A 26,418-nucleotide genomic window follows, 5' to 3' on the forward strand; every position below is an offset into this window, starting at 1 on the left:
TTCCGCCAGGCGCAGTTGCGTCCGAACCCCCACCCCTAACCCCTCCCCTCAAGGGGGAGGGGGATGCCCCGGTCCTGCGCCTCTTCGCCGAAGGCTCCTATGAACTCGTGCCGCACGACAATATGCGCAAGACCATCGCCCGCCGGCTGGTCGAGGCGAAGTCGACCATCCCGCATTTCTATCTCACCCTCGACTGCGAACTCGACGCACTGCTTGCGCTTCGGGCGCAGTTGAATGCCGCCGCTCCGGTGAAGAAGACCGAAAAGGGCGAGGCTCCCGCCTACAAGCTCTCGGTCAACGATCTGATCATCAAGGCGCTGGCGCTGGCGCTGCGCGACGTGCCGACGGCCAATGTCTCGTGGACCGAGACGGCCATGGTGCAGCACAGGCATGCCGATGTCGGTGTCGCGGTGTCGATCCCCGGCGGGCTGATCACGCCGATTATCCGCAAGGCCGACGAAAAGACGCTGTCGGTGATCTCCAACGAGATGAAGGACATGGCGGCAAGGGCGCGCAACAAAAAGCTGAAGCCGGAGGAATACCAAGGCGGCACCACGGCCGTCTCCAATCTCGGCATGTTCGGCATCAAGGATTTTTCCGCCGTCATCAACCCGCCGCACGCGACGATCCTGGCGGTCGGGGCGGGCGAGGAGCGGGCGGTGGTGAAGAATGGCGAAGTGAAGATCGCCACGATGATGTCGGTGACGCTGTCGACCGACCACCGCGCGGTCGACGGCGCGCTGGGCGCCGAACTCCTCGGCGCCTTCAAGCGGCATATCGAGAACCCGATGGGAATGCTGGTTTAGGGCAGCTAACCGGCGGCCGCTCCGATACCTTCTGTATGAAAACCCAGCTTCGCCAACTGCAGCCCGACCTCGTTCCAGTTCGCGCAGGTCGCCGCCGCGCCATAAGCCGTCAGGCGTGCGCCGTGTTCGGGATAGGTGTGGCCGCCGCCGGTATAGCCGATGGCGGTCATGCCGGCCGCGACCGCGCCCTCGATGCCGAACGGGGAATCCTCGATCACCACGCAGTCCGCCGGGTTTGCGCCCATTTTCTCGGCGGCGTGGAGGAAAATGTCCGGAGCGGGCTTGCCGCGCCTGACCATCGACGAACTGTAGATGGACGAGCCGAAAAACCGCGCCAGCCCGGTGATGCCGAGGCTGTGGTTTATGCGCTCGACCGACGACGACGACGCCACGCAGCGTTCGACCGCAAGTGAATCCAGGAACGGCATGATGCCGTGGGTCGGTTTCAATTCTTTGGTGAACAGGATCTTCGTCTCGGCCCAGATGTCGTCGTCAGCGTGCTCCGGAAACTGATGGCCGGTCAGTTCCCTGATCCTGACGATAATGTCTGACTGCTTCATGCCTACGCACTGCGCGATGATGTCCGCGCCGACGCCGCTCATGCCGTGCTTCTCGTAGACGCGCTCATAGGCGCGGGCGGCCAGCGGCTCGCTGTCGACCAGAACGCCGTCGCAGTCGAAAATAATCAGCTTCGATCGCGCCACGCGCTTCTCCCCGACAATTCAAAAATCGCGCACATCGCTATCCACAAAAAACCAGGTGTTCAATAGACGGGATTGCTGCCCTGCCGAATAGAGGCTCAAAGCTGCGGGAGGGCGCTGCGGCGCGATGCGCCCAGCGCCTGCTGCATGGCCTGCCGGGCCTGCGCGCGGTCGGGCGCAATCCAGTTGGGCTCGGTGCCTAGAAAGCGGTCCAGGAAGGCGACGGCATAGGCAGGCATCTCGGTGACGTTCTCGCGATACGACCACCAGGTGCGCAGATCGTCGGCGCATTTGTCGATCGTCGGCATACGCCCGAATTCCTGCTCGTAGATCGCCGCGATCGCCGACACGCAATAGTTGGTGTAGAGAAAACCCTCCGGCCAGAACCGTACGATCTCCAGCGCTTCCGGGTTGGCGGCATCCTTGTTCAGGCTATCGAGGCCGGAAACCAGCCGGGCCGGCTCCTGCCGAATCAGTTCGCGCAGAACCAGGCCGGCGGCGAAGACGATGAAATCTGCCCGATCCACCTGCGCAAAACGCTTCTGCGCCTCCATGATCTCGACCCAGTCGAGAAAGGCCCGCGTCAGCTTCGTCTCGTCGATCTCGAAGCGCAGGCCATAGGTCGCCGAGACTTCCCGGGCACTGGCGCGGAACGTCGCCCTGAACCAGCGCAACTGCCGCAGCCGATGCCGAAGGTCGGGCATCAGGGCCAATTCGTCCTTGAACCGCAAATCCATTGTTCAGGGCATCCTTTTCCAGCAGAATCTAGCACGGCTGCCTGATAAACCAAATCGGTCCACCGCTTTGTGACAGGTTTGATACGTCACGATATCATACATATTGACATCGCAGGAAACAAATGTTCTCTAATTGAAGCCGTGCCGCGCCACGTCAGCGCGGCTCGGCAAATCCTCGGGAGGAGGAGAAATATGGCGATCTGGCAATGGGGATTGCTGCTGCTGGTGGTGGTCTGGGCGCTTCAGTCGCTCGGCGTCTGGGTCCAGATGCGGCACTACTCCGGGGTCTTCAAAGGCATCACCGAAAAATACAGCGACGGCTTCGTCGGCGCCGGCAACCATCGCGGGCGCTTCGGCAAGGGAACCATCGTCCTCGTCGTCGTGACGCCCGATCTGATCGTGCGCCGCTTCCTGGCGATGAGCGGGCGCTCCGTGTTCGCGAAATTCAAGAGACACGAAGAATTCGAGGGTGTCGCCCTCGACAAGCTCCGGTCCGATCCCGCGGTTTTGGGTGAGGGGGAACCCGGTGTGGCCGAGGCCGTGAAACGGGCGATCGAGCAGATCGACCGCGCGCGGTCGGAGCCGGTCAAGCAGCCGGGCCTGTCCGGCTTGAACACAGCACGCGCATAGAGGACTGCCGCGAGCCGGGGGGACAAAGCCGGCAAGGGCTGGATAGAGGAGGAGAAATGTCCATAGTTTCAATGTTGGCGCAGCATGCCGACATGGCCGTTCAGAACCTGCATATCGCGGGTTCTGTGGTTTCGGATGCTGCATTGCACGGCAAGCTCGCCGCCGGACACAGCGCGAACGATTTTGTCGTTCTCGCCCAGGCCGAGGGCGGCATAAGCGTCGAGGAATTCCGGCAGAAGCTGGAAAACGTCCAGCAGGAGGAGCAGCTCGGCTGGCTGACCGCCGTCGGCAAATACTTCATCGGCATTTTCCAGAAGGGCGGCGAGGTCTTTGCCGGTTTCGTTACCGGCATCATCCCGACGCTCGTCGTGCTGATGACGGCGTTCTACGCCATCACCGAACTGGTCGGCGAAGAGCGCGTGCACGGGCTTGCCCGCGGTGCGGGCAGGATCGCGCTGACCCGCTACACGGTGCTGCCGCTGCTGGCGGTGTTCTTCCTGACGAATCCGATGGCCTACACTTTCGGATCGTTCCTCGAGGAAAAACACAAGCCGGCCTTCTACGATGCGGCGGTGTCCTACGTTCACCCGCCGCTCGGCCTGTTCCCGCACATCAATCCGGGCGAATATTTCGTCTGGGGCGGCGTGCTGGTCGCGCTTCTCGAACTGGAGCGCAGCGGCGCAGTGCCTTCCGGCTACCACATCAACGTCGCCATCTGGTACGCCATCGTCGGCCTCATCGTCATCCTGCTCAAGGGCATGCTGACCGAACGCATCACAGCCATCATGGCGCGCCGCCAGGGCGTCGAGCTGTAATCGGGGGAGGGCGAAATGGTTACCATGACCAAGACCTACAAGGCGGTAAAGATCTCTCGCGGCTCGGGAGGCTGGGGCGGTCCGCTCGTCATCCAGCCGACCGAACAGCGCAACAAGGTTGTGTCGGTTACCGGGGGCGGGATCCATCCGGTGGCGAAGCTCATCGCCGACATGACCGGGGCAGAAGCAGTCGACGGCTTCAAGGCGCCGCCGATCGAAAGCGAAATGGCGGTTGTTGTCGTCGACTGCGGCGGAACCGCGCGCTGCGGCGTCTATCCGCGCAAGCGCATCCCGACCGTCAATCTGACGCCGGTCGGCCAGGCGGGGCCGCTCGCCCAGTTCATCACCGAAGACATCTACGTCTCCGGGGTGAAGGCCAACAACATCGCTATGGCGGACGGGTCTGAGCCGGTCACGACCGCGGGTGCAGCCACCGGCGCCGGCCCGAGCCCGACGGGCTCTCCGGCGGTGAGGGCGGCCGACGCGGCGCCAGAAAGCGAAGGCGGGCTTGTCGGGCTGATCAGTTCGATCGGCCGCGTCATGGGCCGCGTCGTTGGCATCTTCTTCAATGCCGGCCGGCGCACCATCGACCAGGTGATCCGCAACGTGCTGCCGTTCATGGCCTTCGTGACCATGCTCATCGGCTTGATCCTCTATACAGGCATCGGCGATGTGCTGGCCCAGCCGATGGGTCCGCTGGCCAACAACATTGTCGGACTGCTGATCATCTCGGCGATCTGCGGCCTGCCGTTCCTTTCGCCCATTCTCGGGCCGGGAGCGGTCATTGCGCAGGTGATCGGCGTAGCCATCATCGGCCCGCAGATAGCCAACGGCACGATCTCTCCCGCAATGGCCCTGCCGGCGCTGTTTGCCTACAACACGCAGGTGGGCTGCGACTTCGTTCCGGTCGGCCTGGCGCTCGGCGAAGCAAAACCCAAGACGATCGAGATCGGCGTCCCGGCGGTTCTGATCAGCCGTCAGATCATGGGGCCGGTGTCCGTGCTGATCGCATGGGTGTTCAGCCTGTTCGTGCTCTAGAACCTGCCCAAATTCTGTTCCGGCGACCTGCAAAGGCTCGCCGGGGCAGGCATCGAAGGAAGAAGAAGGCGATCATGACAGTTCTCTTGCGGACACGGATCACGGAGATCGGGCCCGAGGTGGCGGATCTCGCCGAAGGCGGCGTGGTCATCCTGTTTGCAGACGGCTCGCCGTCGGAACTCGCGGAAGTCTCCGTGCTCCACAAGACGGAGCAGGGGCCGAGCGACGGCGCACCTCAAGCCGGCGCATCGATCGCGATCGGACCGCTGTCGGCCACGATCACCGCTGTCGGCCTGACGGCTTGGAGCAAGGTACGCGAGATCGGCCATGTGGTGATCTCGTTCAACGGCGCTGCCGAGGCCGAGCGGCCGGGCGAAATCTGCGCCTCGAAGGTCGACCGAGAATCGCTGGTGGCCGCCCTGAAAACCGACGCGGTCATCGAGATCGCCGCCTGACCTGGTTTGCGTTGCCGCTTGCGGTGGTGGCGCTCCCGAATACAGAGTATGCGCCATGGAACGCTCGACCATCGTCAGAGTGCATGAAGGATTGCACGCCCGCCCGGCAACGCGGTTCGTCAAGCTCGCCAAGAGCTTCGAATCCGACGTCGAGATCGTCAAGGACGGCAAGGCGGCGAGCGCCAAGAGTTCGGTGAAACTGATGCTGCTCGGCGTCAAGGAGGACCAGGAAGTCACTGTCCGCGCCACCGGCGCCGACGCGATCGAAGCAGTGGAGGCGCTGATCGGCTATCTGGAAAACCCGCTGTCGGGTCTCGATGGGGATGCAGCTGCTCAGAGCGATGCGGCCCCGGCCGTCGCGGAATCGGCACCGGCTGCGCCGGTTGATGCTCCAGAGCCGGCCGCGATGGCGGATGGAACGCTGCGCGGCATAGCCGCGAGCGAAGGAGTGGCTATCGGCCCGGCCTTCACGCACTTTCCGCCTGAAATCCGGGCGGAAGGCCGTGAACTTGCAGCCGGCGAAATTCCCGCCGAGATCGAAAGGCTGAGGAAGGCGATAGCAGCGGTCCAGCGGCGAATGGACAAGGCGCTGGCTGAGAACAGCCTGTCGGCGGGCGACCGCGGCATCATCGCCGCGCTGAAGGATATTGCGGCGGACGAGACTCTGACCGGCGAGGCCGAAACGCTGGTCGTCAGGGGCGTCGACGCGGTCTCCGCAGTGATCAGCGCGACATCGAAGATCGCGTCGGAATTCGGCGGCGTCGACGATCGCTATCTGAATGCGCGGGCCGACGACGTCCACGCCGTCGGCCGGCAGATCTGCCTCGCACTGCTAGGGCAGGACGATGTCAGCCTCGAAAACATCCCACAGGGCGCGATCCTGATCGCCGACGACATCGGCGCATGGGATCTGGCGCGCGCGCCGTTGAAGCGTATCGGCGGCGTGGTCTGCGGCCATGGCGGCGCGACTTCGCATATCGCCATCATCGCGCGGTCGCATGGCATACCCGCCGTGCTCGGCCTGGGCGAGCGGGTCAACGCGCTGCGCGAGGCAAGGGAAGTAGCCCTCGACGGCGACGCCGGCCATGTCATCGCCGACCCGGATGATGCCGTCCGCGCCGACTTCGCCCGGCGCGTGGGCGAGGCAGCCAAGGAACGCAATGCTCTGACGGCTTTCCGGGATGTCACGCCGAAGCTGGCGGACGGCACGGTCATCGAGGTCGCCGCCAATATCGGCTCGCTGGAGGAGATCGACGCAGCGCTGGAAGCGGGCGCGATGGGCGTCGGCCTGTTCCGCACCGAACTCCTGTTCATGCGCCATATGCATCTTCCTTCGGAGGACATGCAGGCCGAGACTTATTCCGCGCTGGCGCGCGCCTTCGCACCGCATCCGGTGATCGTCCGCACGCTCGATATCGGCGGCGACAAGCCGATCGCGGGGATAGAATTTCCGGAGGAGGAGAATCCCTTCCTCGGATGGCGCGGTATCAGGATGTGCCTCGACCGGCCCGACATCTTCAAGCGCCAGCTGCGCGCGCTGCTGCGGGCGGCGGTCCACGGCAACGTCAAGGTCATGCTTCCGATGGTGTCGGAGATGGACGAGGTGCGGCGGACGAAGGTGCTGATCGCTGAATGTGCGGCCGAACTCAACGCGGAGGGCGTGCCTCACGCGATGTTCCCGCTCGGCGTGATGATCGAAACGCCCGCCGCCGTCCTCATAGCTCCGGCGCTGGCGCGCGAGGTGGATTTCTTTTCCATCGGCACCAACGATCTGACGCAATATGTCATGGCCGCGGATCGCCTCAACCCGACCGTGGCGAAGCTCAACGATGTCGCCAACCCGGCAGTGATGTCGGCGATCGAGATGACCGCGCGGGCAGGCGTCGAAGCAGGCATCATGGTCGGCATGTGCGGCGAGGCCGCCGGCCGCCCCGATCTCATCCCGGCCTTCATCCGCATGGGCCTGACGGAACTCAGCATGAGCCCCGCCTCGATCCCGCGCGCCAAGAAAGTGATCGCCGACCTGAAAGCCGCCGGAGGTTAAGGCAGATGGGCGAGCAGCACGGCGAACACGGTCGTCAATTCGCCGAGCCGATCTGCCTTGCCGTAGGCCTGGACGATGCGGTCATGGCGGACATCCGCGGCCAGCATGGTGATCTCCAGCATGTCGGCGGCCGCCAGATCGTCCGCGCCGATGGTCGCAAGCCCGCAGGCCAGCGCAAGCGGCGCCAGGAAACGGATCTCCAGATCGAGGTTCCGGCCGCCGCCCTGTGCGCCCTCATTGAAGCGGATCGGGCGATGCTCGACGAGTTCGATCAGCAGCGCCGCGCAGAGCACCGCGGCTACCGCAATGCGCTCGTCCGGCTCCGCAGCGACATCCAGTTCGGCGATGAGATCGGCATGCCGCTTGCGCATCGAAGCGTGCGCGGCGGCGAGGCTCGCTTCGTAGATGCGGGGGGCGCCGGCGGTCTTCCTGGTCGCGATCGCCTTGGCGAGATAATACATGTCGCGCCGGAACGCCCGCTCGCCGTCCAGCGAGGGACTGCGGCCATTGCTGCGGAAGTAGTGGTCGAAGCTCCTGACCGTCGCGGCGTCGGCACTTGCCGGGCGCTCATGCGGCACGAGCGCTTCGGCAAGCGACATGGCGTCATCGACGACGCTGGCGGCATGTCCAAGGAGATCCTCCAGACCCTTGGCCGGCGAGGAAGGCGAACTGCGCCCCTCCGCCTCCACGGCGGCATTCCGCGCGTGATCGTGGCGGCTCTGGCGGATGACGTGGCGCACGTCCCGCAGCCGGTCCTTGAGGTTGACGCGGACATCTTCGGAAATCTGTCGGAGCATTTCAGGTCGCCTCGGCACTTCTCCCGGCGGCGGGCCCAGCGCCCATCGCCATGCACAAGAATTGTTTCTACCGATTGGTAGATCAATAGGCGATACTGCGCCAGCGCGCAGAATCGGTAGGGCCGAAGGATCGGGGGACGGAAGTGGCGAAGCGACGGTCGAATGGCGGAACCGGAGGTGCGGCGGGCGAAGCCGGCATTGCCGAGCAACAGGTGAGCGAGAGCAGGACCGACCGCCTCCGGATCCGCGCGGCCTGGATGTATTTCATCGAGCAGATGACGCAGAACGAGATCGCCGAGGTGCTTGGTGTCGGCCGCGTCACCATCGTGCGCATGCTTGCAGAGGCGCGCGCGCGCAACGAGATCAAGATAGCCATCGAAAGCGAGTTGAGCGAACTCGTCAGGCTCGAGCGCGCGCTGGAAAAGACCTTCGGCATCCAGCAGGCTTTCGTGGCGCCGCTTTCCAAGCCAGAGGCCGACCCGATCCCGGCGATTTCCGCCAAGACCGGCGCTTATCTTTCGGAGGCGATGAAGTCGAGCATGCGCGTCGGCGTCGGCTGGGGCCGCACTCTTTTCAGCACATTGTCCTTCATCACGCCAAAGTCCCTGTCGGACTTCAAGGTGATTTCGCTTCTCGGTGGCGTCGGCGTGGCTCGACAGATCAATCCGGCTGAGTTCGCCTGGCGGTTTGCGCAGACCTTTCAGGGCGAGGGTTACCTGATCCCCGCGCCGGCGGTTGTCGACAGCGTCGAGACAAAAATCGCCCTTATCGACCGCTGCGGCCTGCAGGATATCTTCCGCATGACCGATGATCTCGACGCCGTTCTGCTGAGCATCGGCGGCATCAGGTCGGCGACGACGTTCTACCGCGGCGGGTACCTCAAGGAAGCCCAGAGGGAGGAACTGATCGCGCGCGGTTCGGTCGGCGATCTGCTCTTCCACCCGTTCGACATAGACGGCCAAATCGTCGACCATCCGATCAACGGCGTGGTCATGTCGGTGGATGTCGAGCGGCTGCGCCGAGCGCCGCTCCGCATCCTGACCTCCGGCGGCCCGGAAAAGATCGAGGCGCTGCTCGGCGCCATGAGCTTGATCGCGCCGACAGTGCTGATAACCGACGAGGAAAGCGCGCGGCGGGTGCTGGAATTGCATGCCGCTCGGGAGGGGCGGCAGTAGCGCGCATCAGCTTTCGGGGTACCGCTGCGAGCCGAACCCTGCCATCGTCGCCTTCACTTCGCGGGTGATCCAGCGCTTGAATTCGAGGACCTTGGCGCTTTGCCGGCCGGATGCCCGCGTCACGAGATAGTAGCCGAGACCGCTGGCGACCGTGACGCCGAACGGTGCGACCAACCGGCCGTCGGCCAGCGCGTCCGCAGCCAGCAACTGCCACGCCAGCATGACGCCCTGGCCGGCGATCGCCGCCTCAAGGCAAAGCACCGGGTCGGTAAAGGTTGCACCCGGAAGCGGCGTGACCGGCTCGCCCCCGGCCGCCGCGAACCAGCGGTCCCAACTGAGCATGGTGTTTTCGTCCTGGATTACGGAAACGTGAGCGAGGTCGGCCGGCGAGCGCAGCCGCTTCGCGAGTTCGGGCGAGCAGACCGGAAAGATCTCCAGCGGAAGCAGGAGTTCGGCCCGCACGCGCGGCCAGTTGCCTTCGCCCATGCGGATGGCGAGCTCGACATCGGAGTGCTCGAGGTCGACGAGACGCGTCGAGGCGTCGATCCGCAGAAGGATTTCGGGGTGGAGCGCGAAGAAGCGGCTGAGCCTCGGCACCATCCAGCGCGACGCGAAAGCAGGCGGCACCGACACGACCAGAGTGTTGGTCGCCTGCTCGTCGGCCATCGCCACCGCCTGCGCGAGTTCGTGGAACCCAACCGAGAGCCGCGCGGTGAATAAGGCGCCAAACGCTGTCGGCGTCAGTCCGCCGCTCGTACGCTCGAACAGTTTCTTGCCGAGTTGCAATTCGATCCGGCCGATCTGCTGGCTGACTGCGCTGGGCGAGACGCCGAGTTCTTCGGCGGCCTTGGCGAGCGACCCGCAGCGGGCCGCCGCTTCCGCGGCGCGCAGGCCATTCAAATGCACGGAGTTGAGGTTCATGGCTTTAGATTTTCTAACGTTCTGCTCGACATTTCTGGATTGAAAATCGCCGGATTAGGCAGATCATACAGTCATTGAACCAGATGGGGCGAGAAAAACATGAAGATTTTCTCAATCAGAGCCAGAGCGGCGGGCGAGACGCGGAGAAGGCCGCGCGATATGTCAGCCGGCGAAGAAAGCTGGATACTCGACCCGCTGTCGCACCCGGCTGTCGAGGCGATGACGGAGCGCGAACTGGCCGACCTGCCGTTCAACCGCGGTTATCGCGGCGCGCCGGAATGCTTGGGCGAACGGTGCAGCGGCTGAATTCGCCTCGCTAAACCAGCGACTGAAGCACCTTGGTAGGGCGCTTCGGCTTTGCGGCTGGTCCAACGGGAAGGCGAGCGCCGCTATTGTATGCTCGGCCGACGGCAATATTGTCGCGCCATGGTTTCGAGCCCCGCGCCTCCGCTCCGTTTCGCCATCGCCGGCATGATAGCGATGGCGGTCGCCATGGGCTTCGGGCGCTTCGTCTATACGCCGATCCTGCCCGGCATGATGGACGAACTCGGCCTGTCTTCGGCCGATGCAGGGCTGATCGCTTCGGCCAACTATCTGGGCTATCTGGTCGGCGCCATCGTCGCGGCGGGCGGTTGGGCCCATGGCGGCGAACGGGCGCTGATGCTCGGCGCGCTGGCGGCGAGCGCGCTGCTCTCGGCGCTGATGGGCCTGAGCGACAGTCTGCCGGTCTTCCTGCTGATCCGCTTCCTGGCGGGACTGGCCAGCGCCTTCGTCATGGTATTCCTGACCAGTATCGTCTTCAGCCATCTGGCGGTAGCCAAGCGCAGTGATTTGCAGGCCATGCATTTCGGCGGCGTCGGCGTCGGCATTGCGGTCTCGTCGGCGATGATGGCTGTCCTGCTTGCCGCCGGTTCGCACTGGCCCGCAGGCTGGTTGTGGTCGGGCGTGATTTCGGCCGCCGGCTTCGCAGTGGTCGCGCTGCTCATCGATCGCGGCCCGCTGACCGTAGGGCCTGCCCGTCGCGAGCCGCGCCTGCCCAAAAGTGCGGCACTCGCCAAGATCATCCTCGCCTACGGCATATTCGGCTTCGGCTATATCGTCACCGCCACCTTCCTGGTGGCGATCGTGCGCCAGGGCGACGCCGGCCGGCAGTTCGAGGCGCTGGTCTGGCTGGCGACGGGGCTGGCCGGCATCCCGTCGGTCTGGCTGTGGAACCGCATCGCCGCGCGCGCCGGGCTGACGGCGACATTTGCCGTCGGCTGCATCGTGGAGGCTGTGGGCGTGACCGCGAGCGTCGCGTTCGGCGGTTTCGCCGGCCCCCTCCTCGGAGGCGTGCTGCTCGGCGGCACATTCATCGCCGTCACCGCGCTCGGTCTGCAGATCGGGCGGCTGCTTGCGCCGGAAGCGCCGCGCCGGGTGCTGGCGCTGATGACCGCTTCGTTCGGGGTGGGGCAGATCCTTGGGCCGATCGCGGCGGGCTGGGTCGCAGAGTGGACGGGAAACTTCGTCGCGGCCTCGATCGGCGCGGCTGTCGCGCTACTCTTGGCCGGCGGCATCGGCTACGACGCCGGAAGAAAGCAGAAGCTGGGCCGATAAACATCTGCCTGATTCTGCCGCAATGCGCTGTCAGGGGGATATTTCATTCGCGGGTATTCTGTGACATGCCCGCAAGCGCACTGCCGATTTGCCCCCACAGGAACTAGCCGAAATGTTCGTATCGTTTTTCCCGCAGCCGAAGCTGTTCTTCATTTCGGCGGCCGTCTGGAGCCTGGCGCTCGTTATTGTGTGGTTCTTGGGCGGGGAACAATTGGCCGCCGTTCTCGGCTGGCCGGCGGCGGCTGCAGACGTGCCGCCCATCATTGAGCCGTCACGCTTCCTGACGGCGCAATACCTCTGGTTCTACGTCTACTTTGCCGCGGGTATCGGCCTCTTCTATCTTTTTTGGGCGTGGTATGCGCCGCATCCGTGGCAAAGCTGGTCGATTCTTGGATCAGGCTTGGTCATTTTCGTCACCAATTTCTCTGTGCAGGTAAGTGTCGCGCTGAATGATTGGCGCGGCATGTTCTACGACATGGTGCAGAGGGCGTTGACAACGCCCGGAGCGGTCGCGCCGGCAGAGCTTTATTATGGCGTATGGCAGTTTCTCTCGCTGGCACTAATTGGCATTACGGTGGCAGTGCTCAACCTCTTCTTCGTCAGGCACTACGTTTTCCGCTGGCGTACCGCGATGAACGAATATTTCACGTCGTACTGGTCGCGGCTGCGCCACATCGAAGGTGCATCGCAGCGTGTCCAGGACGATACAATGCGCTTTTCCGGGACAATGCAGGGGCTCGGCGTCAATTTCATCGATTCGGTGATGACACTGATTGCGTTCCTACCTTTGCTCGCATCTCTGTCGGTTCATATCGAGACGTTGCCGCTCGTTGGATCGATCCCATATCCGCTCGTAGTCGCAGCCGTTGGCTGGTCGCTGTTCGGCACATTTTTGTTGGCTGTGGTTGGCATCAAGCTGCCCGGTCTCGAGTTCAAGAATCAACGTGTCGAGGCCGCGTTCCGCAAGGAGCTGGTTTTCGGAGAGGACGATGCCACTCGCGCCCAACCGCCAACTCTGGCCCAACTTTTCGGCAACGTGCGAAGGAACTACTTCCGCCTCTATGCGCACTACGTCTACTTCGACGTGGTACGCTATCTGTACATCCAGGCGGATGCTGTCTTCGCTACTCTGATTCTCGTTCCCACGGTCGCAATCGGGAGAATCACCTTGGGTGTGTTTCAGCAGACCGTCGCTGCTTTCACCCAGGTCGCAAATTCCTTCCAGTACCTGGTCAATTCGTGGCCGACGATCGTGGAACTGATCTCGATCTACAAACGCCTGCGCGCCTTCGAAGCGACACTGGAGGGCGCCCCCCTGCCGGAGATCGATCGGACCTATCTGGAGCGCGAGGAGAAACTCGGGGAGGAAGCAGCTACCGCCGAATGACTCGAGGCGAAAGGCTCTCAGCCGCCGAGGCCGGGTTCGGTTTTGGCTGGCTCGGCCCGATTACGCCCCAACCAGGCCTCGTGGCTCAAGCACTCGACATCCCGCTTCACGCAGATCTCTTCGGCGAAGCGTTCCAGCGCGCGCCAATAGGCGCCACCATTCATCAGCGTGAAGTGGAAGCCGATCTGCAGCGGGACGCGCTCGCCGGAATATTGCACCTCGAAGGCGGCGCGAAATGCTTCAAGCGCGCGCGTCTCGAACGCCGCTGCCTCGCCGGCGCGTTCAAGACCGCCCGAGTGGCGCACGAACAGATTGTAGTCCATGGCGATCACCCGCCGCGAAGCCGGCCCTTCGCTGATCTGCGGCAGGGCGAAACGGGTCACCCCGCCAGCCCCTTCCGGTTCCGCCGGCCCGCGCGAAACACCGCTCGCGTCATAGGCGAATTTCGCCTCGGATAGCGCCGCGTAGAGCGCCTTGCTCGTCGATAGATAGGGCGCACGAAAGCCGGAGATTTCGGTCTCCGCGAATTTTCGCCAGTCCGCCGGTTCGCGGGCGATGCCGTTAATCGCATAGGCGTCGCGCAGGATGGTCGAGAACGATGCGAATTCGTTCAGCCAGTCGGCCTTGCTCCAGTTCTTGCCGTCGAAATGGCCGCAGCCATGGCTGGCGATCTCATGGCCCTCCGAGCGCGCCAGCCGGATTTGCGCGAGCCGCGCGGCCACCTCCTCTTTCGACTGAGCGAAGCCGACATTGGATTTGCCTGCGCCCTTGCCGGGCGCGTGGTATTCACGGCGCGTTTCCTTCGACAGCAGGAATACGCAGGACAGGAAATAGGTGAAGCGCGCTCCGGTGCGGGCCGCGAGCGTGCGGCTGCGCTGCCATTGCGCCAGGTCATGCGCGCCGTCGAAAGAGATGATGACGTGCTGGATCGGCCGGGCGCCGGAATGAGCGACACTTGAAACGGGGACGGAAAGAAGGGCGCAAGCGGCGACACAAACGCGGAACGCAATGGACATTGGCATCAATTCTGAAAAGGCATGAAACGGATCGGCAAACGGCTAGGGCCGGAATGTGGCCGAGGTTGGATGGCCTGTCGCCGTGCCATAGGCAAGGGCGTAGCAGCGCGATAGGATGCCGCGTTCGTTGGTACGGGGGAGGCCGCGATGGTTCCGCTCATTCTGGGTTTGATAATCTTTCTGGGCATCCACTCGGTTCGCATCGTCGCGCCCAAATGGCGCGACCGGCAGATGGCGGCGATGGGCGAGGGGCGCTGGAAAGGTATCTACTCGCTGGTTTCGGCGGCCGGGCTGGTTCTCCTTATCTGGGGCTACGGCAGGGCATGGGAGGTGGCGCCGATCCTCTACGAGCCGCCGGTCTGGATGAAGCACACGGCCGCGCTGCTGATGTTCTTCTCCTTCGTCTCGCTGATGGTGTTCAGCTTTCCAGCCGGACGCCTGAAGCCGATGCTCAAGCACCCGTTCCTGGTTGCGGTGCAAATCTGGGCTGTCGCGCATCTGCTCGCCAATGGCGATCTGGCGTCCGTGATCCTGTTCGGCGCCTTCCTTGCATGGGCCGTGATCGACCGCCTCGCGGTGGAGTGGCGCGGGGAGGCGGCGGCGCTGCCGGGGCCGGTCAAATGGGACGCCCTCGCGGTAGTGTCTGGCGCGGTGCTCTACGTCCTGTTCATCTGGAGACTGCATCTTTGGCTGATTGGCGTGCCGCCGCTCGCCTGAACCCAATCCGGATGAAGCCAGGCCGATTTTCCGCCTCGCCCCCTTCCATGCCGGCGAAATATCGCTAAAACGCAGGCTCAACGCGCCCTTCCGCGCAGGATATGGTATAAAAACGCATGTCGGACGACAGTTTCATTCGCGAAGTCAATGAGGAAATCCGCCAGGACCAGGCGAGGGCGCTGTGGGACCGTTTCGGCCCGGCGGCGATCGCGCTTGCGGTGGCGGTCGTCCTCGGCACGGCGGCCTACGTCGCCTATGACTACTGGGTGGAAACGCGGGCGAACCGCTCGGGCGACCAGTTCTCGCAGGCCCTGGCGCTCGCCAATTCCGGCAAGCCGGACGAGGCGCTGGCCGCGCTCAAGACGCTGGAGGCGGAGGGCTACGGTGCCTATCCACTGCTGGCCCGGATGCGCGCCGCAACGGTGCTTGCCGAGAAGGGCGATTTCGCCGGCGCGGTCAAGGAATTCGACGCGGTTGCGGCCGACACCTCCATTCCGGAGGCTATCCGTGACACCGCACGGCTGCGGGCGGCCCTCCTGCTGGTCGACAACGGCTCCTACGCCGACGTTTCGGCGCGGGTGGAAACGCTGACCTCCGACACCAACACGCTGCGCCATGCCGCCCGCGAGGCGCTCGGCCTGTCGGCCTGGAAAGAGGGCAAGTCGGCCGACGCGCTGAAGCTGTTCGAGCAGGTCGCATCCGACGACGCCGCACCGCGCAACACGCGCGAGCGGGCGAACCTCATGTCCGAACTGATCCGCGGTTCGGGCAGTGCGTCGTGACGGAAGATGAGCTTCAAGGTAGCCATTCTCGGCCGGCCTAACGTCGGCAAATCGACGCTTTTCAACAGGCTGGTCGGTAAGAAGCTGGCTCTTGTCGACGACACGCCGGGCGTCACGCGCGACCGCCGCGTCCATCCGGCCAAGCTCTATGATCTCCATTTCGACGTGATCGACACCGCCGGCTTCGAGACGGCCGCCGCCGCGACGCTGCAGGGCCGCATGCGCGCGCAGACCGAGATCGCCATTCGCGAAGCCGACCTGATCTTCTTCATGGTCGATTCCAAGTCCGGCTTGATGCCCGACGACAAGGCCTTCGCCGACATCGTGCGCCGCTCCGGCAAGCCGGTGGTGCTGGTCGCCAACAAGGCCGAAGCGCGCGGCGCGCAGGGCGGCATGCTGGAAGCCTGGGAAGTCGGGCTCGGCGAGCCGATCCCCATTTCGGCCGAACACGGGCAAGGCATGCCCGATCTGCGCGATGCGGTGATCGCAGCGCTAGGGGAAGAGCGCGCCTTCGGCGAAGAAGACACGGTCGACGAGATCGCTGAAAGCGAAGCGCTGATCGGCGAAGACATAACCGACCCCGACGCTGAAGACATCCCGGCCTATGACGAAACCAAGCCGATGCGGATCGCCGTCGTCGGCCGTCCGAACGCGGGCAAGTCGACGCTGATCAACGCGCTGGTCGAGGAAGAACGGCTGCTCACCGGCCCGGAAGCCGGCATCACCCGCGATTCCATCTCGGTCGACTGGGAGTGGCGCGGACGCCGGATAAAGCTGTTCGACACCGCCGGCATGCGCCGCAAGGCGAAAATCCAGGAAAAGCTGGAAAAAATGTCGGTGTCGGACGGTCTGCGCGCCATCCGCTTTGCCGAGATCGTCATCATCGTCTTCGATGCGACCATCCCTTTCGAGAAGCAGGACCTGCAGATCGTCGATCTGATCGTCCGCGAGGGCCGCGCCCCGGTGATTGCCTTCAACAAATGGGACCTGATCGACAATCCTCAGGAGATGCTGGCCGAACTGCGCGAGAAGACGACGCGCCTTTTGCCGCAGGTGCGCGGCATAAGGGCGGTGACGTTGTCGGCCGAGACCGGCCGCGGTCTCGACAAGCTGATGGAAGCCGTTCTCGGCACGCACAGGGTCTGGAATAGCCGCGTCTCTACCGGAAAGCTCAATCGCTGGCTGGAGGGAATACTGGCGCACCATCCGCCGCCCGCCGTCGCCGGCCGCAGGCTGAAGATAAAATACATCACGCAGGCCAAAACCCGCCCGCCGGGATTCGTGCTTTCGACCTCGCGCCCGGACGCTATGCCGCAGTCCTACATACGCTACCTCGTCAACAGCCTGCGCGAAGCCTTCGACCTGCCGGGCGTGCCGATCCGCATGGTGTTGCGCGCCTCGGAGAACCCGTTCGCGGGCAAGGCCAAGAAGCGCGATTGAGTTCGCCCGCCACACTGACGCCGCAAGTGCACCGTTAACGCTCCATCAAGGTTAATGCATCATCGTCACCTCCAGTGGGGTCTTGTTGCGTTCTGGAGAGTAATCTGTGCATCGACGTCTCGTGACGCGGCGGCTGGCTGCGGCCATCCAAAGCAAGCGCTCATTCCTGCCTCCCATCATCATTGGACTTGGCATCTGGATCGGCTTTCCGACCACGGCGGCATTTCAGGACATGAGAAGCCTGGTTTCGGGCGCCGAGGCTTCCAATGCCTCCAATGCGCGCTGGGGCTCGTTTGTCGAGCAATCCGTGGCGGGTTCGGTGCACGCCGCCGAAATGCCTTTCGCCGACGCCAATCTGCCGGTCGGCTCGATTTCAGGCGGCGGCGTGGCCATTCCGGGCGTTGGCGACGTGTCGTTCCGCACGAAGAACGGCGCGGTCGGCGAGACCCCGGATGAAGAGCGCGTCAGGCGCGGCGACAAGAAGGGCCGCATCGTCAACGTCGCCCCGGTGGCGCCGCCCAAGGCGTTCAATGCCGGCTCGGTGCTGGACCGCACTTCCTTCCTGTTGCGGCCGACCACCGGCAAGGGCCTGGCAATGACGTTTGTAAAGCCCGACATCAAGGGCAAGGAAATCCAGATCGCCACCGCCTTCTACGTCAGGGAAGACAAGAAGCCCGACCCCGGCGTGCCGGCGGTGCTCGCCGCATTGGTCAACAACGAGAAGGCCGACATCCTGGCGACCGCCTACGCGCCGCCTGAGCCGGACTACGCCAAGGCTTCGCCCTTCGCGAGCCTGCTGCAGGACGAAGACGCTACCGCGGGCCGCTTCATCCCGCCGGTCGGCGAGGGCGATCACTATTGGATGAGCCAGCCGCTACCGGCCGCAGTGTTTTCGCAGGCCGAACAGAAGTGCCTGGCGACCGGCATCTATTTCGAGGCGCGCGGCGAAACCCTGAAGGGGCAGGCGGCGGTGGCGCAGGTCATCCTGAACCGTGTACGCAACCCCGCCTACCCGAACACCATTTGCGGCGTGGTCTACCAGAACGACCACTGGAAAAACCGCTGCCAGTTCTCCTTCGCCTGTGACGGCAAAAAGGACAGGATCACCAACCGCTCCGTTTACCGGATGGCCGAGGAGGTCGCGATGGCCGTAACGGCCGGCAAGATCTTCATTCCCGAAGTCGGCTCGTCGACGCACTACTATGCCGACTACGTCAATCCGCGCTGGGCCCGCACCATGGAGAAGATGAAGAAGATCGGCCTTCACATCTTCTACCGCACCTATGGCGGCGGCTGGAGCTGATCGGCCCGCCGCCCGCTCCGCGGCAACGTCGATTTTTCCGGGATTCGCCAATGCCGCCACGCGCAAAGCGCGGGGCAGGATGTCGCACTTGTCTAAACCATTGATCTAACAAGACAAATCACGGCTGCATCTTACCCATTGCGTGGCTTGACGGGGGCGGGGGCGCTAACTATGTTGCCCGCGACTTTGAAGCGGATGGACGATTGCCTTCCATCCGGGCATGGGGGTTGCGGTGGCCGACAAAAACGGGCCAGACGAAACCGGAAAAACCGGGCCCGGAGAGCAAGGCAGACCCGACATTCGCGACGACGACCTCGAGCGTCGCCGGCGGGAACTTGAAGCATTGCTTGCGACAAGACGCCCGGATCGACGCGAAGGGGGAGAAGGCGGCGCAAGCTCTAGCAGCACGGCCGGGTATGGCCAGGCCCTGAAGCTTTCCAGCGAGTTCATCGCCGGCATTGCGGTGGGTGCGGGGCTTGGCTGGGCGATCGACCGGATGGCGGGGACCTCGCCATGGGGGCTGATCGTGTTCCTGCTGCTTGGCTTCGGCGCGGGTATTCTCAATGTCCTGCGTTCCGCGGGCGTCGTTGCAGACCAGGGTTTGAAGGCATCCGACAAGGCTGCCGGCAGACCCGAGAAAGAACAATAGCGCCTGCGGGCGCGTCTTGCCGAGGGGGCCCGATTTGGCCAACGATCCGATCCATCAGTTTCAAATCGCGAAATGGATTCCGATCGAGATCGGCGGGCTCGATTTCTCGTTCACCAATTCGTCGGCCTTCATGGTCGCGACCGTCGCCGCCGCCGGCGCTTTCCTGTTCCTGACGACGTCGAGCCGAGGCCTCGTTCCGAGCCGCCTGCAGTCCGTCTCGGAAATGTCCTACGAATTTGTGGCCTCGATGCTGCGCGATGCCGCCGGCTCGCAGGGGATGAAATTCTTCCCCTTCGTGTTCTCGCTGTTTATGTTCGTCCTGGTCGCCAACCTGCTAGGGCTGTTCCCCTATTTCTTCACCGTAACCAGCCACATCATCGTCACCTTCGCGCTGGCGCTGCTGGTGATCGGCACGGTCGTTGTCTACGGCTTCATGAAGCACGGTCTGGGGTTCCTGAAACTGTTCGTGCCGCAAGGCGTGCCCGCGGTTCTGGCGCCCTTGGTGGTGCTGATCGAGGTGATCTCGTTCCTGTCGCGGCCGATCAGCCTTTCGGTTCGTCTGTTCGCCAACATGCTGGCGGGCCACATCACCCTGAAAGTGTTCGCCGGCTTCGTGACCTCGCTGAGCGCGCTGGGCTTCGTCGGCGTCGCCGGTTCGATCCTGCCGCTCCTGATGACCGTCGCCATCACCGGCCTCGAAGTTCTGGTGGCATTCCTGCAGGCCTATGTGTTTGCAGTCCTGACGTCGATGTACATCAACGACGCCATCCATCCGGGCCACTGACGACAATTTCGCCGGCGGATTTCCCGCCATCCTGACGATTTCAACCGAACTTTAGATCCACAAGGAGTTGGACAATGGAAGTAGAAGCAGCAAAGGCAATCGGCGCGGGCATCGCCTGCCTCGGCATGGGTGGCGCGGGCATCGGCCTGGGTACGATTTTCGGCAACTACCTGGCGGGCGCGCTGCGCAATCCGTCGGCTGCCGATGGCCAGTTCGGCCGCCTGATCTTCGGCTTCGCGGTGACGGAAGCTCTGGGCATCTTCTCGCTCCTCGTCGCCCTGCTGCTGCTCTTCACGTAAGAGCGGGCCGCCTGCCTAAAATGCTTCCGGCCGCGCTGTGCGGTCGGGTGACCGACAGGGGACCGAAATGTTTGTGACACCGGGATACGCGCAGGAAACAACTGCTCCCGCGTTGGACGAAGCCCATACGGTGGAAGACGCCGCCCATGGCGGCGGCGCGTTTCCGCCATTCGATTCGTCGACTTTTCCCTCGCAGCTGCTGTGGCTGGCGATCACTTTCGGCCTTTTCTACCTTTTCCTGAAAAGGGTGGTGCTGCCGCGCGTCGGCGGCATCCTCGAGGTGCGGCGTGACCGCATCGCGCAGGATCTCGACCAGGCCGCCCGCATGAAAAGCGAGGCGGACGCCGCGGTTGCGGCCTACGAGCAGGAACTGGCTGAGGCGCGGGCCAAGTCCAACGCCATCGCCCAGCAGGCCCGCGACAAGGCCAAGGCCGACGCCGACGCCGAGCGCCGGACCGTCGAGGCGACGCTTGAAAGCAAGCTTGCCGAAGCCGAGGCCCGCATTGCATCGATCAAGGCGTCGGCGATGAAGGAAGTCGGCGCCATTGCCGAGCAGACCGCCGCGACGATCGTTCAGGAACTGGTCGGCGCCAAGGTCGACAAGGCCGATGTCGCCGCAGCAGTGACCGCGGCGCGGAAATAGGAGCGGTCCATGGACGCGACATTCTGGGCGACAGTCGCCCTTCTGATCTTCATCGGCATCGTCTTCTACATGAAGGTGCCGGGCATGCTCGGCAAGTCGCTTGATGAGCGCGCCGAGCGCATCCGGGCCGAACTCGAAGAGGCCCGCCGCCTGCGCGAGGAGGCCCAGCAATTGCTGGCCGAATACCAGCGCAAGCGTAAGGAAGCCGAGAAGGAGGCTGCCGACATTCTCGACGCCGCCAAGCGCGAGGCCGGCCAGTTGGTCTCGGAAGCGCAGCAGAAGACGGAGGACTACGTCGCCCGCCGCACTGCGCTCGCCGAGCAGAAGATCGGCCAGGCCGAACGCGAGGCAGTCCAGGAGGTGCGTGCCAGCGCCGTCGATATCGCGGTCGAGGCAGCGCGTGCACTGCTCGCCCGCAAGGTCGATTCGGCCACGGGCGCGAAGCTTTTCGAGACGTCGGTTCGCGACGTGAAGTCGAAACTCAACTGAGTTTTCAGCCCGCCATTCGTCGAAAAAGCCGCCGCATCCCGGCGGCTTTCATGCCTCCTCGATCAGGCTTTCGCTGATTTCGGCCAGGCCTTCTTCGACGAGGCGGAACGGCGCGAAGCTGGCGCGGTGCAGCCGCGGCACGGCGCCGTGAACGCCGATCGCGGCGCGGTGGCGCTCCGTCGCGTAGCCCATATGGCTGTCGAAGCCGTAATGGATGTGGGTCTGGGCGCAGCCCGCCATCATGCGGTCGCGCATGACCTTGGCGACGATCGAGGCCGCTGCGATCGACTGAGAGCGCTGGTCGCCCTTGATCAGCGCACGGCAGCCGCAGGGCAGGCCGGGCGGTATGTCGCGGCCGTCGGCCAGCGCATGGCGCGGCTCGATCGGCAGGCCGATCAGCGCGCGGCGCATCGCCTCCAGGCTGGCGCGCAATATGTTGAGGCGGTCGATGCCGTCGGCGCTGACCGACGCCATCGAGACGCCGAGCGCGGTTGAAATGATTTCGGCGAACAGCTCTTCGCGCCGCGCCGCCGTCAGCCGCTTGGAATCATCCAGGCCATCGGGAATCTTTGCAGGATTGAGGATCACCGCTGCGGCGACTACCGGCCCCGCGAGCGGTCCCCGGCCGGCCTCGTCGAGGCCGGCGACCGGCCACAGGCCCTGCCTCTTCGCCTTCCGTTCGAAGGAGAAGTCGGGCCGCTCGATGATCTCGAAGAGGAGCGGAGAATCGGAACGCGATTGAGCCATTGTGCGGCAATGCTCGCATCGGTTCCGATTCTCCGCAAGGCCTTCCCGGCCATTGGGGCGGGGCGGGGAAGGCGCCGTCGGGCTGCGGGGAAAAGCCGGACGGGTTCTTTCAACGCGCAAATGGGCGCGGAGTTCTCCTCAGAGCAGCATGAGCTGCTCGTGGCGCTTTTCGGCTGCGACGAAGAGATCGGTGCGCAGCGGCGTCTTTTCGACATTGAGGCCGAGCCGTCGCGCCGCGATCTCGAAGCGCCGTCCGATCTGCCAGGCGTAAGGGCCGCTGCCCTTCATGCGCTTGCCCCATTCCGAATCGTAGTCCTTGCCATCGCGCATCGAGCGCACCAGCGACATCACATGCCGGTAGCGGTCGGGATAATGGCGCAGCAGCCAGTCCTTGAAGATCGGGCTGACCTCGAGCGGCAGCCTGAGGATAACATAGCCGGCTTCGCGCGCTCCGGCGTTGCGCGCCGAGTCCAGGATGCGCTCGATCTCCGGATCGGTCAGGCCGGGGATGATCGGCGCGACCATCACGGATGCCGGGATGCCGGCATCCGTGAGCTGGCGGATGGCTTCGAGCCGCCTCGTCGGCGTCGCCGCGCGCGGCTCCATCGTGCGGGCCAGCATGCGGTCGAGCGTCGTCACCGACAGCGCCACCTTGGCGAGGCCCTTCTCGGCCATGCGCGACAATATGTCGATGTCGCGCATCACCAGCGCCGACTTGGTGACGATGCCGACAGGATGGTTGCGCGCCTCCAGCACCTCCAGCACCTCGCGCATGATGCGGTACTGCTTCTCGATCGGCTGGTAGGGATCGGTGTTGGTTCCGATGGCGATGGTGCGGGCCTGATAGCCTTCCTTCGACAACTCCTTGTCGAGCAGCCTGGCCGCGTCGGGCTTGGCGAACAGCTTCGATTCGAAATCGAGCCCCGGCGACATGCCCATGAAGCTGTGGGTCGGCCGGGCGAAGCAATAGACGCAGCCATGCTCGCAACCGCGATAGGGATTGATCGAGCGGTCGAAGGAAATGTCCGGCGACTGGTTGCGGGTGATGATGGTGCGCGGCTTTTCGACCTGCACCTCGGTCTTGAACGGCGGCAGCTCGTCGATCGAGTTCCAGCCATCGTCGAAGACGTGCCGGGTCACCGGCTCGAAACGGCCGCTCGGATTGATGCCGGCGGCGCGGCCGCGATTGCGGTCAGGCCGAACCCGAACGCCGCTCTGCTCGACCATCGCATTCGCCATTTCGGCCCGTCCGGCTCCGAAGGCGGCGATATCGGCGCGCACGATCTGTTCCATTTTCGCCCTTTCCCAAGGCATGTCCGCCGGTCTGCGAATCGCTGTTCTCATGAAACTATTCCTATGTTCCCTAGGAGAACAAATCAAGAACTTTTTGGTTCCGCAATGGGCAACTGGTGCGTCGGGCGGCTTTGGGCTATTCGGCAGGGATGCTGACCGTGCTCATTGAAACGCGTAATTCCGAGGAAGCGCTGGCGCGCACGCTGGCTTCGCTGATCGGCGCGGCCGTCGAGGGCGTGGTGCGCGAGGTGATCGTCTGCGACCGCGGTTCGACCGACAACACGCACAAGGTCGCCGACCAGGCGGGCTGCCATTACCTCGCCGAGGGCGGCATTACGGCAGGCGTGCGGCAGGCCAAGGGCGACTGGCTGCTCCTCATAGAACCCGGCGCGCGGCTGGTCGAGGGCTGGACCGAGGAAGTGCTGGAGCATATCGGCCGCACGACCGGGCCGGCGCGATTCTCGCGCGCCCGGGCAGACCGGACGCCGTTCCTGGCGCGGGTGTTTTCGGCGCGCCGCGCGCTGGCCGAGGGGCTGGTGGTCAGCAAGATGCAGGCTGCGGCGTTGTGTAAGTCGGCCGGCAGTTCCGAAGCGCTGGCGCGCGGACTGGCGACGAAGCGGCTGGCTGCGGAGATCCGCATCGCACCGCCGGTGTGAGGCTCTTCTTCATACACATGGTGACGTAGAAAGGGGCGCTGCTTTCCAGTGCAGTGAAAAGGCTTATCTAACGTTTATCTAAGGTTGTCGTCGAAATTATCTTACCAGTTTTTCTTGATAAGTCATAGTTTTGCTTGTCGATACATATCGACGGGACAAATGGGTAGTTTTCATCGCTGAGTTTTTCTGATATTTTACTGAAATCTGATTGTGCAATCGCAAGCTTTGCCAGATATCGTGAGGTTCCCATGCTCCGGTTCCTGATCGCGGTTACTTCTGCGGCTTTCTTTACGGCTCAGGCGGGCGCGCAGACCCCCGATATTCGGCAGCAGGACTTGGAAATTGTGCCGTCGGTGGGAGGATGTCCGATCGATCCCGCGCCTGAGACCGTCGAGATCAGGGAGGCGAATCCGGCGATTGACAAGGCGAAGCATGATGAGATGCGGCAGCTTCTGTTCGATAAGGCGCAGCAGGCCAATGCGACAATTCTGTTAGGCCCAAACGTCACTATCGATTTCTCCGATGCACCCGGCCTGGTGCCAGTTGGCTTCGGCCCTTGCGTGACGGTCAAGAGCGTCGCCGCTTTCCCGCCCGCTAACTCGGGCCAGATCTTTTCGCGCACAGCGCCTGCGTTAGCCAGGCGCCTGGGTCCGGGCGATGTGGTCGATCTCTCCGACCTGACGTTGGAGCAGCCTCGGCCGGAACTTCCCGTCGGCTCCGCCCGCACGCCCAGTTCTCCCGGCCCTCTTCTCAAATTCGGCAAGCACGCGCGGGACGTCGCAAGCTCCTTCCTGTCCATCCGTTGCGATGTGGGCGACGATACGCCGAGCGACCACGTCCACCTTTCAGGCTTCCGAGTCGAGGGTCCGAGCCGTGGGCAGCAAACCGTCGATCAGTTCGGCATCTTCATATTTCGATGCCTCGACATCGAAATATCCAATATGGAGATCGCCGGCTGGGGCGGCGCGGCGATACGCGTTCTCGATGATGGCGGTCATGGCCCAGGCCAGGAGCCGCCGTCGAACCGTCCGGGCGACAGAATCGGCAGACCGGAGCAGGTCCGCATCCTGAACAACTACATCCATCACAATCAGCATGAATCGTCGGAGGAAAACGACGGCGACTCGAATCCCTTCACGCAGCATGCCGCGGGCTATGGCGTGGATGTTCATCACGGCGCCTGGGCGCAGATCACCGAAAACCTGTTCGACTTCAACCGCCATGCGATCGCCTCGTCAGGCCATGCCGGCGGTTATGACGCGACCCGAAACCTGGTGCTGAAGGGCGGCGGCTATCACGGCAGGATGTTCAACACCTGGACGCATATTTTCGATATCCACGGCACCGGCTGCATCGCCTATAGCTGCGGCCAGGCGGCCGTACAGTCCTGGTTCACGGACAATGCGTTCCAGTATCGCAACGACAATGCGATCAAGATTAGGGGAAAACCCCATGTCGCGGCGTACATTCGCGGCAACGTCTTTCCGCATGAAGGGCTGGAGGACGATTGGGGCGACGACGCCATTGCGCTCCAGACCACGCAGAATGTCGATATAGGCGCTGGTAACATCATCGAAACCGATACATACGGCCGCTATGGCGTGTGCGACTTCGATGCCGATGGCATAGACGATCTATTCCTTGCCACTCGCGCGGGCTTCTGGTTCTCGAGTTTCGGTGAGTTTCCGTGGGCGTATCTCGGCCCGCAGAAAGACAAGCTCAGCGACATTCGCCTGGGTTATTTCGACGCCGACCAGCGCTGCGACGTTCTGGCGGAGGACCGCGGGGCCTGGGTTATCTCGAGCGGAGGCCGTGGGCGCTGGCATCCGATCGGCTCCTTCGGAGCCAGGCTCGCCGACGTCGCCTTCGGCCAGTTCGATCCCAACAAACGCGACCACAGGCCGGGCGTGACCCGCCGGACCACGCATGCCTTCATGCGGGGTGCCGACGGCCAGTGGTTCGTTACCTCCTTGGCACAGCCGGACTGGCAGCCGGTGCAAAGCTCGGGCAAGCCGATGGGCGAACTACGCTTCGGTGACTTCACCGGCGACGGCGTGACCGATGTGCTCTCCGTGGACGGCGGCCGCTGGGCGATTTCCGAGAGCGCGCGCGGGACATGGCGGAGGCTCAACCAGCATCATGGCGATGCAGTGAGATCACTGTTCATCGCCGATCTCAACCATAACAATATCGACGACCTGATCCGTCTCGAGGTGATCGGCGGCGCGGCAGCCGGATCCGGTGCGGCCAAATTGACCTGGTGGGTGTCCGACGACGGACGCGGACGGTGGCGCCGGCTCAAGACGTATAATTTCCAAGCCATATTCGAGGGACGGCTGCCCAGTCTTTTTGGGCTTGCCGGACGTTTCGGTGCCGCCCCCGGCGGTGGCGTGCTGGTCGGCGACTTCAAGCGCATCGGCCACTTCTTCAGCGAAGCGGAAATCGCCGCCGGCGCCTCGCCCGATTGGACGAGCACGTTCGAATATTGAGTGTCGAAC

General features: G+C 63.9%; 28 protein-coding genes. 21 read left to right on the plus strand and 7 right to left on the minus strand.

The annotated features are described in order from the left end of the window. A partial coding sequence (locus MAXJ12_RS26840) for a 2-oxo acid dehydrogenase subunit E2 (protein ID WP_008839250.1) occupies positions 1–806 on the plus strand: 806 nt, incomplete at its 5' end. Positions 807–811: 5 nt separating this feature from the next. On the opposite strand, the gene MAXJ12_RS26845 is transcribed toward MAXJ12_RS26840, so the two are convergent. Beyond that, the gene (locus tag MAXJ12_RS26845; protein WP_008839251.1) at positions 812–1,510 is read right to left on the minus strand and encodes an HAD family hydrolase; all 699 of its coding nucleotides are present in this window, start codon (positions 1,508–1,510) and stop codon (positions 812–814) included. 95 nt (positions 1,511–1,605) lie between these two features. Further along, positions 1,606–2,244 carry a hypothetical protein gene (locus MAXJ12_RS26850; protein ID WP_008839252.1) on the minus strand — a complete coding sequence of 213 codons (639 nt, stop codon included), beginning with the start codon at positions 2,242–2,244 and terminating at the stop codon, positions 1,606–1,608. Positions 2,245–2,436: 192 nt separating this feature from the next. Between MAXJ12_RS26850 and MAXJ12_RS26855 the strand changes: the two genes are divergently transcribed. The 5 genes from MAXJ12_RS26855 (at position 2,437) to ptsP (ending at position 7,226) form a co-directional block, all read left to right on the plus strand. Continuing rightward, complete coding sequence (locus tag MAXJ12_RS26855; RefSeq protein ID WP_008839253.1) at positions 2,437–2,874, plus strand: transcriptional regulator GutM; 438 nt, start codon at positions 2,437–2,439, stop codon at positions 2,872–2,874. Positions 2,875–2,930: 56 nt separating this feature from the next. Next, positions 2,931–3,689 carry a PTS glucitol/sorbitol transporter subunit IIC gene (gene srlA / locus MAXJ12_RS26860; RefSeq protein ID WP_085984094.1) on the plus strand — a complete coding sequence of 253 codons (759 nt, stop codon included), beginning with the start codon at positions 2,931–2,933 and terminating at the stop codon, positions 3,687–3,689. Positions 3,690–3,713: 24 nt separating this feature from the next. Beyond that, complete coding sequence (gene srlE, locus MAXJ12_RS26865) at positions 3,714–4,727, plus strand: PTS glucitol/sorbitol transporter subunit IIB (protein WP_040588303.1); 1,014 nt, start codon at positions 3,714–3,716, stop codon at positions 4,725–4,727. Positions 4,728–4,801: 74 nt separating this feature from the next. Next, positions 4,802–5,182, plus strand: coding sequence for a PTS glucitol/sorbitol transporter subunit IIA (locus MAXJ12_RS26870; protein WP_008839256.1), 381 nt, complete (start codon positions 4,802–4,804; stop codon positions 5,180–5,182). 55 nt (positions 5,183–5,237) lie between these two features. After that, positions 5,238–7,226: a phosphoenolpyruvate--protein phosphotransferase gene (gene ptsP, locus MAXJ12_RS26875; RefSeq protein ID WP_008839257.1), complete on the plus strand. Its 1,989-nt coding sequence runs from the start codon at positions 5,238–5,240 to the stop codon at positions 7,224–7,226. On the opposite strand, the gene MAXJ12_RS26880 is transcribed toward ptsP, so the two are convergent. Beyond that, positions 7,223–8,023: a hypothetical protein gene (locus tag MAXJ12_RS26880; protein ID WP_008839258.1), complete on the minus strand. Its 801-nt coding sequence runs from the start codon at positions 8,021–8,023 to the stop codon at positions 7,223–7,225. The genes ptsP and MAXJ12_RS26880 overlap by 4 nt on opposite strands. 143 nt (positions 8,024–8,166) lie before the next feature. On the opposite strand from MAXJ12_RS26880, the gene MAXJ12_RS26885 reads away from it, so the two are divergent. Then, the gene (locus MAXJ12_RS26885; RefSeq protein WP_008839259.1) at positions 8,167–9,198 is read left to right on the plus strand and encodes a sugar-binding transcriptional regulator; all 1,032 of its coding nucleotides are present in this window, start codon (positions 8,167–8,169) and stop codon (positions 9,196–9,198) included. 6 nt (positions 9,199–9,204) lie between these two features. Here the strand turns inward: MAXJ12_RS26885 and MAXJ12_RS26890 are convergent, their stop codons facing one another. After that, complete coding sequence (locus MAXJ12_RS26890; RefSeq protein WP_008839260.1) at positions 9,205–10,119, minus strand: LysR substrate-binding domain-containing protein; 915 nt, start codon at positions 10,117–10,119, stop codon at positions 9,205–9,207. A 159-nt stretch (positions 10,120–10,278) separates the two neighbouring features. Between MAXJ12_RS26890 and MAXJ12_RS38325 the strand changes: the two genes are divergently transcribed. The 3 genes from MAXJ12_RS38325 (at position 10,279) to sbmA (ending at position 13,102) form a co-directional block, all read left to right on the plus strand. Beyond that, a complete protein-coding gene (locus MAXJ12_RS38325) occupies positions 10,279–10,425 on the plus strand; it encodes a hypothetical protein (protein WP_008839261.1) in 147 nt (48 codons plus the stop codon). Positions 10,426–10,545: 120 nt separating this feature from the next. Beyond that, positions 10,546–11,715, plus strand: a complete 1,170-nt coding sequence (locus tag MAXJ12_RS26895) for a YbfB/YjiJ family MFS transporter (protein WP_008839262.1) — start codon at positions 10,546–10,548, stop codon at positions 11,713–11,715. Between the two features lie 112 nt (positions 11,716–11,827). Next, entirely contained in the window at positions 11,828–13,102 is a 1,275-nt protein-coding gene (sbmA, locus tag MAXJ12_RS26900; RefSeq protein ID WP_008839263.1) for a peptide antibiotic transporter SbmA, read from the plus strand. A gap of 17 nt (positions 13,103–13,119) precedes the next feature. On the opposite strand, the gene MAXJ12_RS26905 is transcribed toward sbmA, so the two are convergent. Then, on the minus strand, positions 13,120–14,118 hold the full coding sequence (locus tag MAXJ12_RS26905; protein ID WP_008839264.1) for a polysaccharide deacetylase family protein: 999 nt from the start codon (positions 14,116–14,118) through the stop codon (positions 13,120–13,122). Between the two features lie 147 nt (positions 14,119–14,265). On the opposite strand from MAXJ12_RS26905, the gene MAXJ12_RS26910 reads away from it, so the two are divergent. From MAXJ12_RS26910 to MAXJ12_RS26950, 9 genes are all read left to right on the plus strand, one after another. Next, the gene (locus MAXJ12_RS26910) at positions 14,266–14,835 is read left to right on the plus strand and encodes an NnrU family protein (protein ID WP_008839265.1); all 570 of its coding nucleotides are present in this window, start codon (positions 14,266–14,268) and stop codon (positions 14,833–14,835) included. A gap of 116 nt (positions 14,836–14,951) precedes the next feature. Then, positions 14,952–15,617: a tetratricopeptide repeat protein gene (locus tag MAXJ12_RS26915; RefSeq protein WP_008839266.1), complete on the plus strand. Its 666-nt coding sequence runs from the start codon at positions 14,952–14,954 to the stop codon at positions 15,615–15,617. A gap of 6 nt (positions 15,618–15,623) precedes the next feature. Continuing rightward, complete coding sequence (der, locus tag MAXJ12_RS26920; RefSeq protein WP_008839267.1) at positions 15,624–17,057, plus strand: ribosome biogenesis GTPase Der; 1,434 nt, start codon at positions 15,624–15,626, stop codon at positions 17,055–17,057. Between the two features lie 106 nt (positions 17,058–17,163). Then, a complete protein-coding gene (locus MAXJ12_RS26925; protein WP_040588295.1) occupies positions 17,164–18,360 on the plus strand; it encodes a cell wall hydrolase in 1,197 nt (398 codons plus the stop codon). A 232-nt stretch (positions 18,361–18,592) separates the two neighbouring features. Further along, on the plus strand, positions 18,593–19,009 hold the full coding sequence (locus tag MAXJ12_RS26930; protein ID WP_040588309.1) for an AtpZ/AtpI family protein: 417 nt from the start codon (positions 18,593–18,595) through the stop codon (positions 19,007–19,009). 34 nt (positions 19,010–19,043) lie between these two features. Then, entirely contained in the window at positions 19,044–19,793 is a 750-nt protein-coding gene (locus MAXJ12_RS26935) for a F0F1 ATP synthase subunit A (protein WP_008839270.1), read from the plus strand. A gap of 74 nt (positions 19,794–19,867) precedes the next feature. Beyond that, on the plus strand, positions 19,868–20,092 hold the full coding sequence (locus tag MAXJ12_RS26940) for a F0F1 ATP synthase subunit C (RefSeq protein ID WP_008839271.1): 225 nt from the start codon (positions 19,868–19,870) through the stop codon (positions 20,090–20,092). A 67-nt stretch (positions 20,093–20,159) separates the two neighbouring features. Beyond that, positions 20,160–20,735: a F0F1 ATP synthase subunit B gene (locus tag MAXJ12_RS26945; protein ID WP_040588296.1), complete on the plus strand. Its 576-nt coding sequence runs from the start codon at positions 20,160–20,162 to the stop codon at positions 20,733–20,735. A 9-nt stretch (positions 20,736–20,744) separates the two neighbouring features. Beyond that, positions 20,745–21,224, plus strand: coding sequence for a F0F1 ATP synthase subunit B (locus MAXJ12_RS26950; protein WP_008839273.1), 480 nt, complete (start codon positions 20,745–20,747; stop codon positions 21,222–21,224). 48 nt (positions 21,225–21,272) lie between these two features. Here the strand turns inward: MAXJ12_RS26950 and MAXJ12_RS26955 are convergent, their stop codons facing one another. Beyond that, a complete protein-coding gene (locus tag MAXJ12_RS26955) occupies positions 21,273–21,971 on the minus strand; it encodes a ribonuclease HII (protein ID WP_008839274.1) in 699 nt (232 codons plus the stop codon). 138 nt (positions 21,972–22,109) lie between these two features. Then, positions 22,110–23,264, minus strand: a complete 1,155-nt coding sequence (locus MAXJ12_RS26960; protein ID WP_008839275.1) for a PA0069 family radical SAM protein — start codon at positions 23,262–23,264, stop codon at positions 22,110–22,112. A 149-nt stretch (positions 23,265–23,413) separates the two neighbouring features. On the opposite strand from MAXJ12_RS26960, the gene MAXJ12_RS26965 reads away from it, so the two are divergent. Both MAXJ12_RS26965 and MAXJ12_RS26970 read left to right on the plus strand, forming a co-directional pair. Next, complete coding sequence (locus MAXJ12_RS26965) at positions 23,414–23,920, plus strand: glycosyltransferase (RefSeq protein ID WP_008839276.1); 507 nt, start codon at positions 23,414–23,416, stop codon at positions 23,918–23,920. A 248-nt stretch (positions 23,921–24,168) separates the two neighbouring features. Next, positions 24,169–26,409, plus strand: a complete 2,241-nt coding sequence (locus MAXJ12_RS26970) for an FG-GAP repeat domain-containing protein (RefSeq protein ID WP_008839277.1) — start codon at positions 24,169–24,171, stop codon at positions 26,407–26,409. The last annotated feature ends 9 nt before the right edge of the window (positions 26,410–26,418 follow it).

The sequence above is a fragment of the Mesorhizobium alhagi CCNWXJ12-2 genome (genome assembly GCF_000236565.1).
GTDB classification, from domain to species: Bacteria; Pseudomonadota; Alphaproteobacteria; order Rhizobiales; family Rhizobiaceae; genus Allomesorhizobium; species Allomesorhizobium alhagi.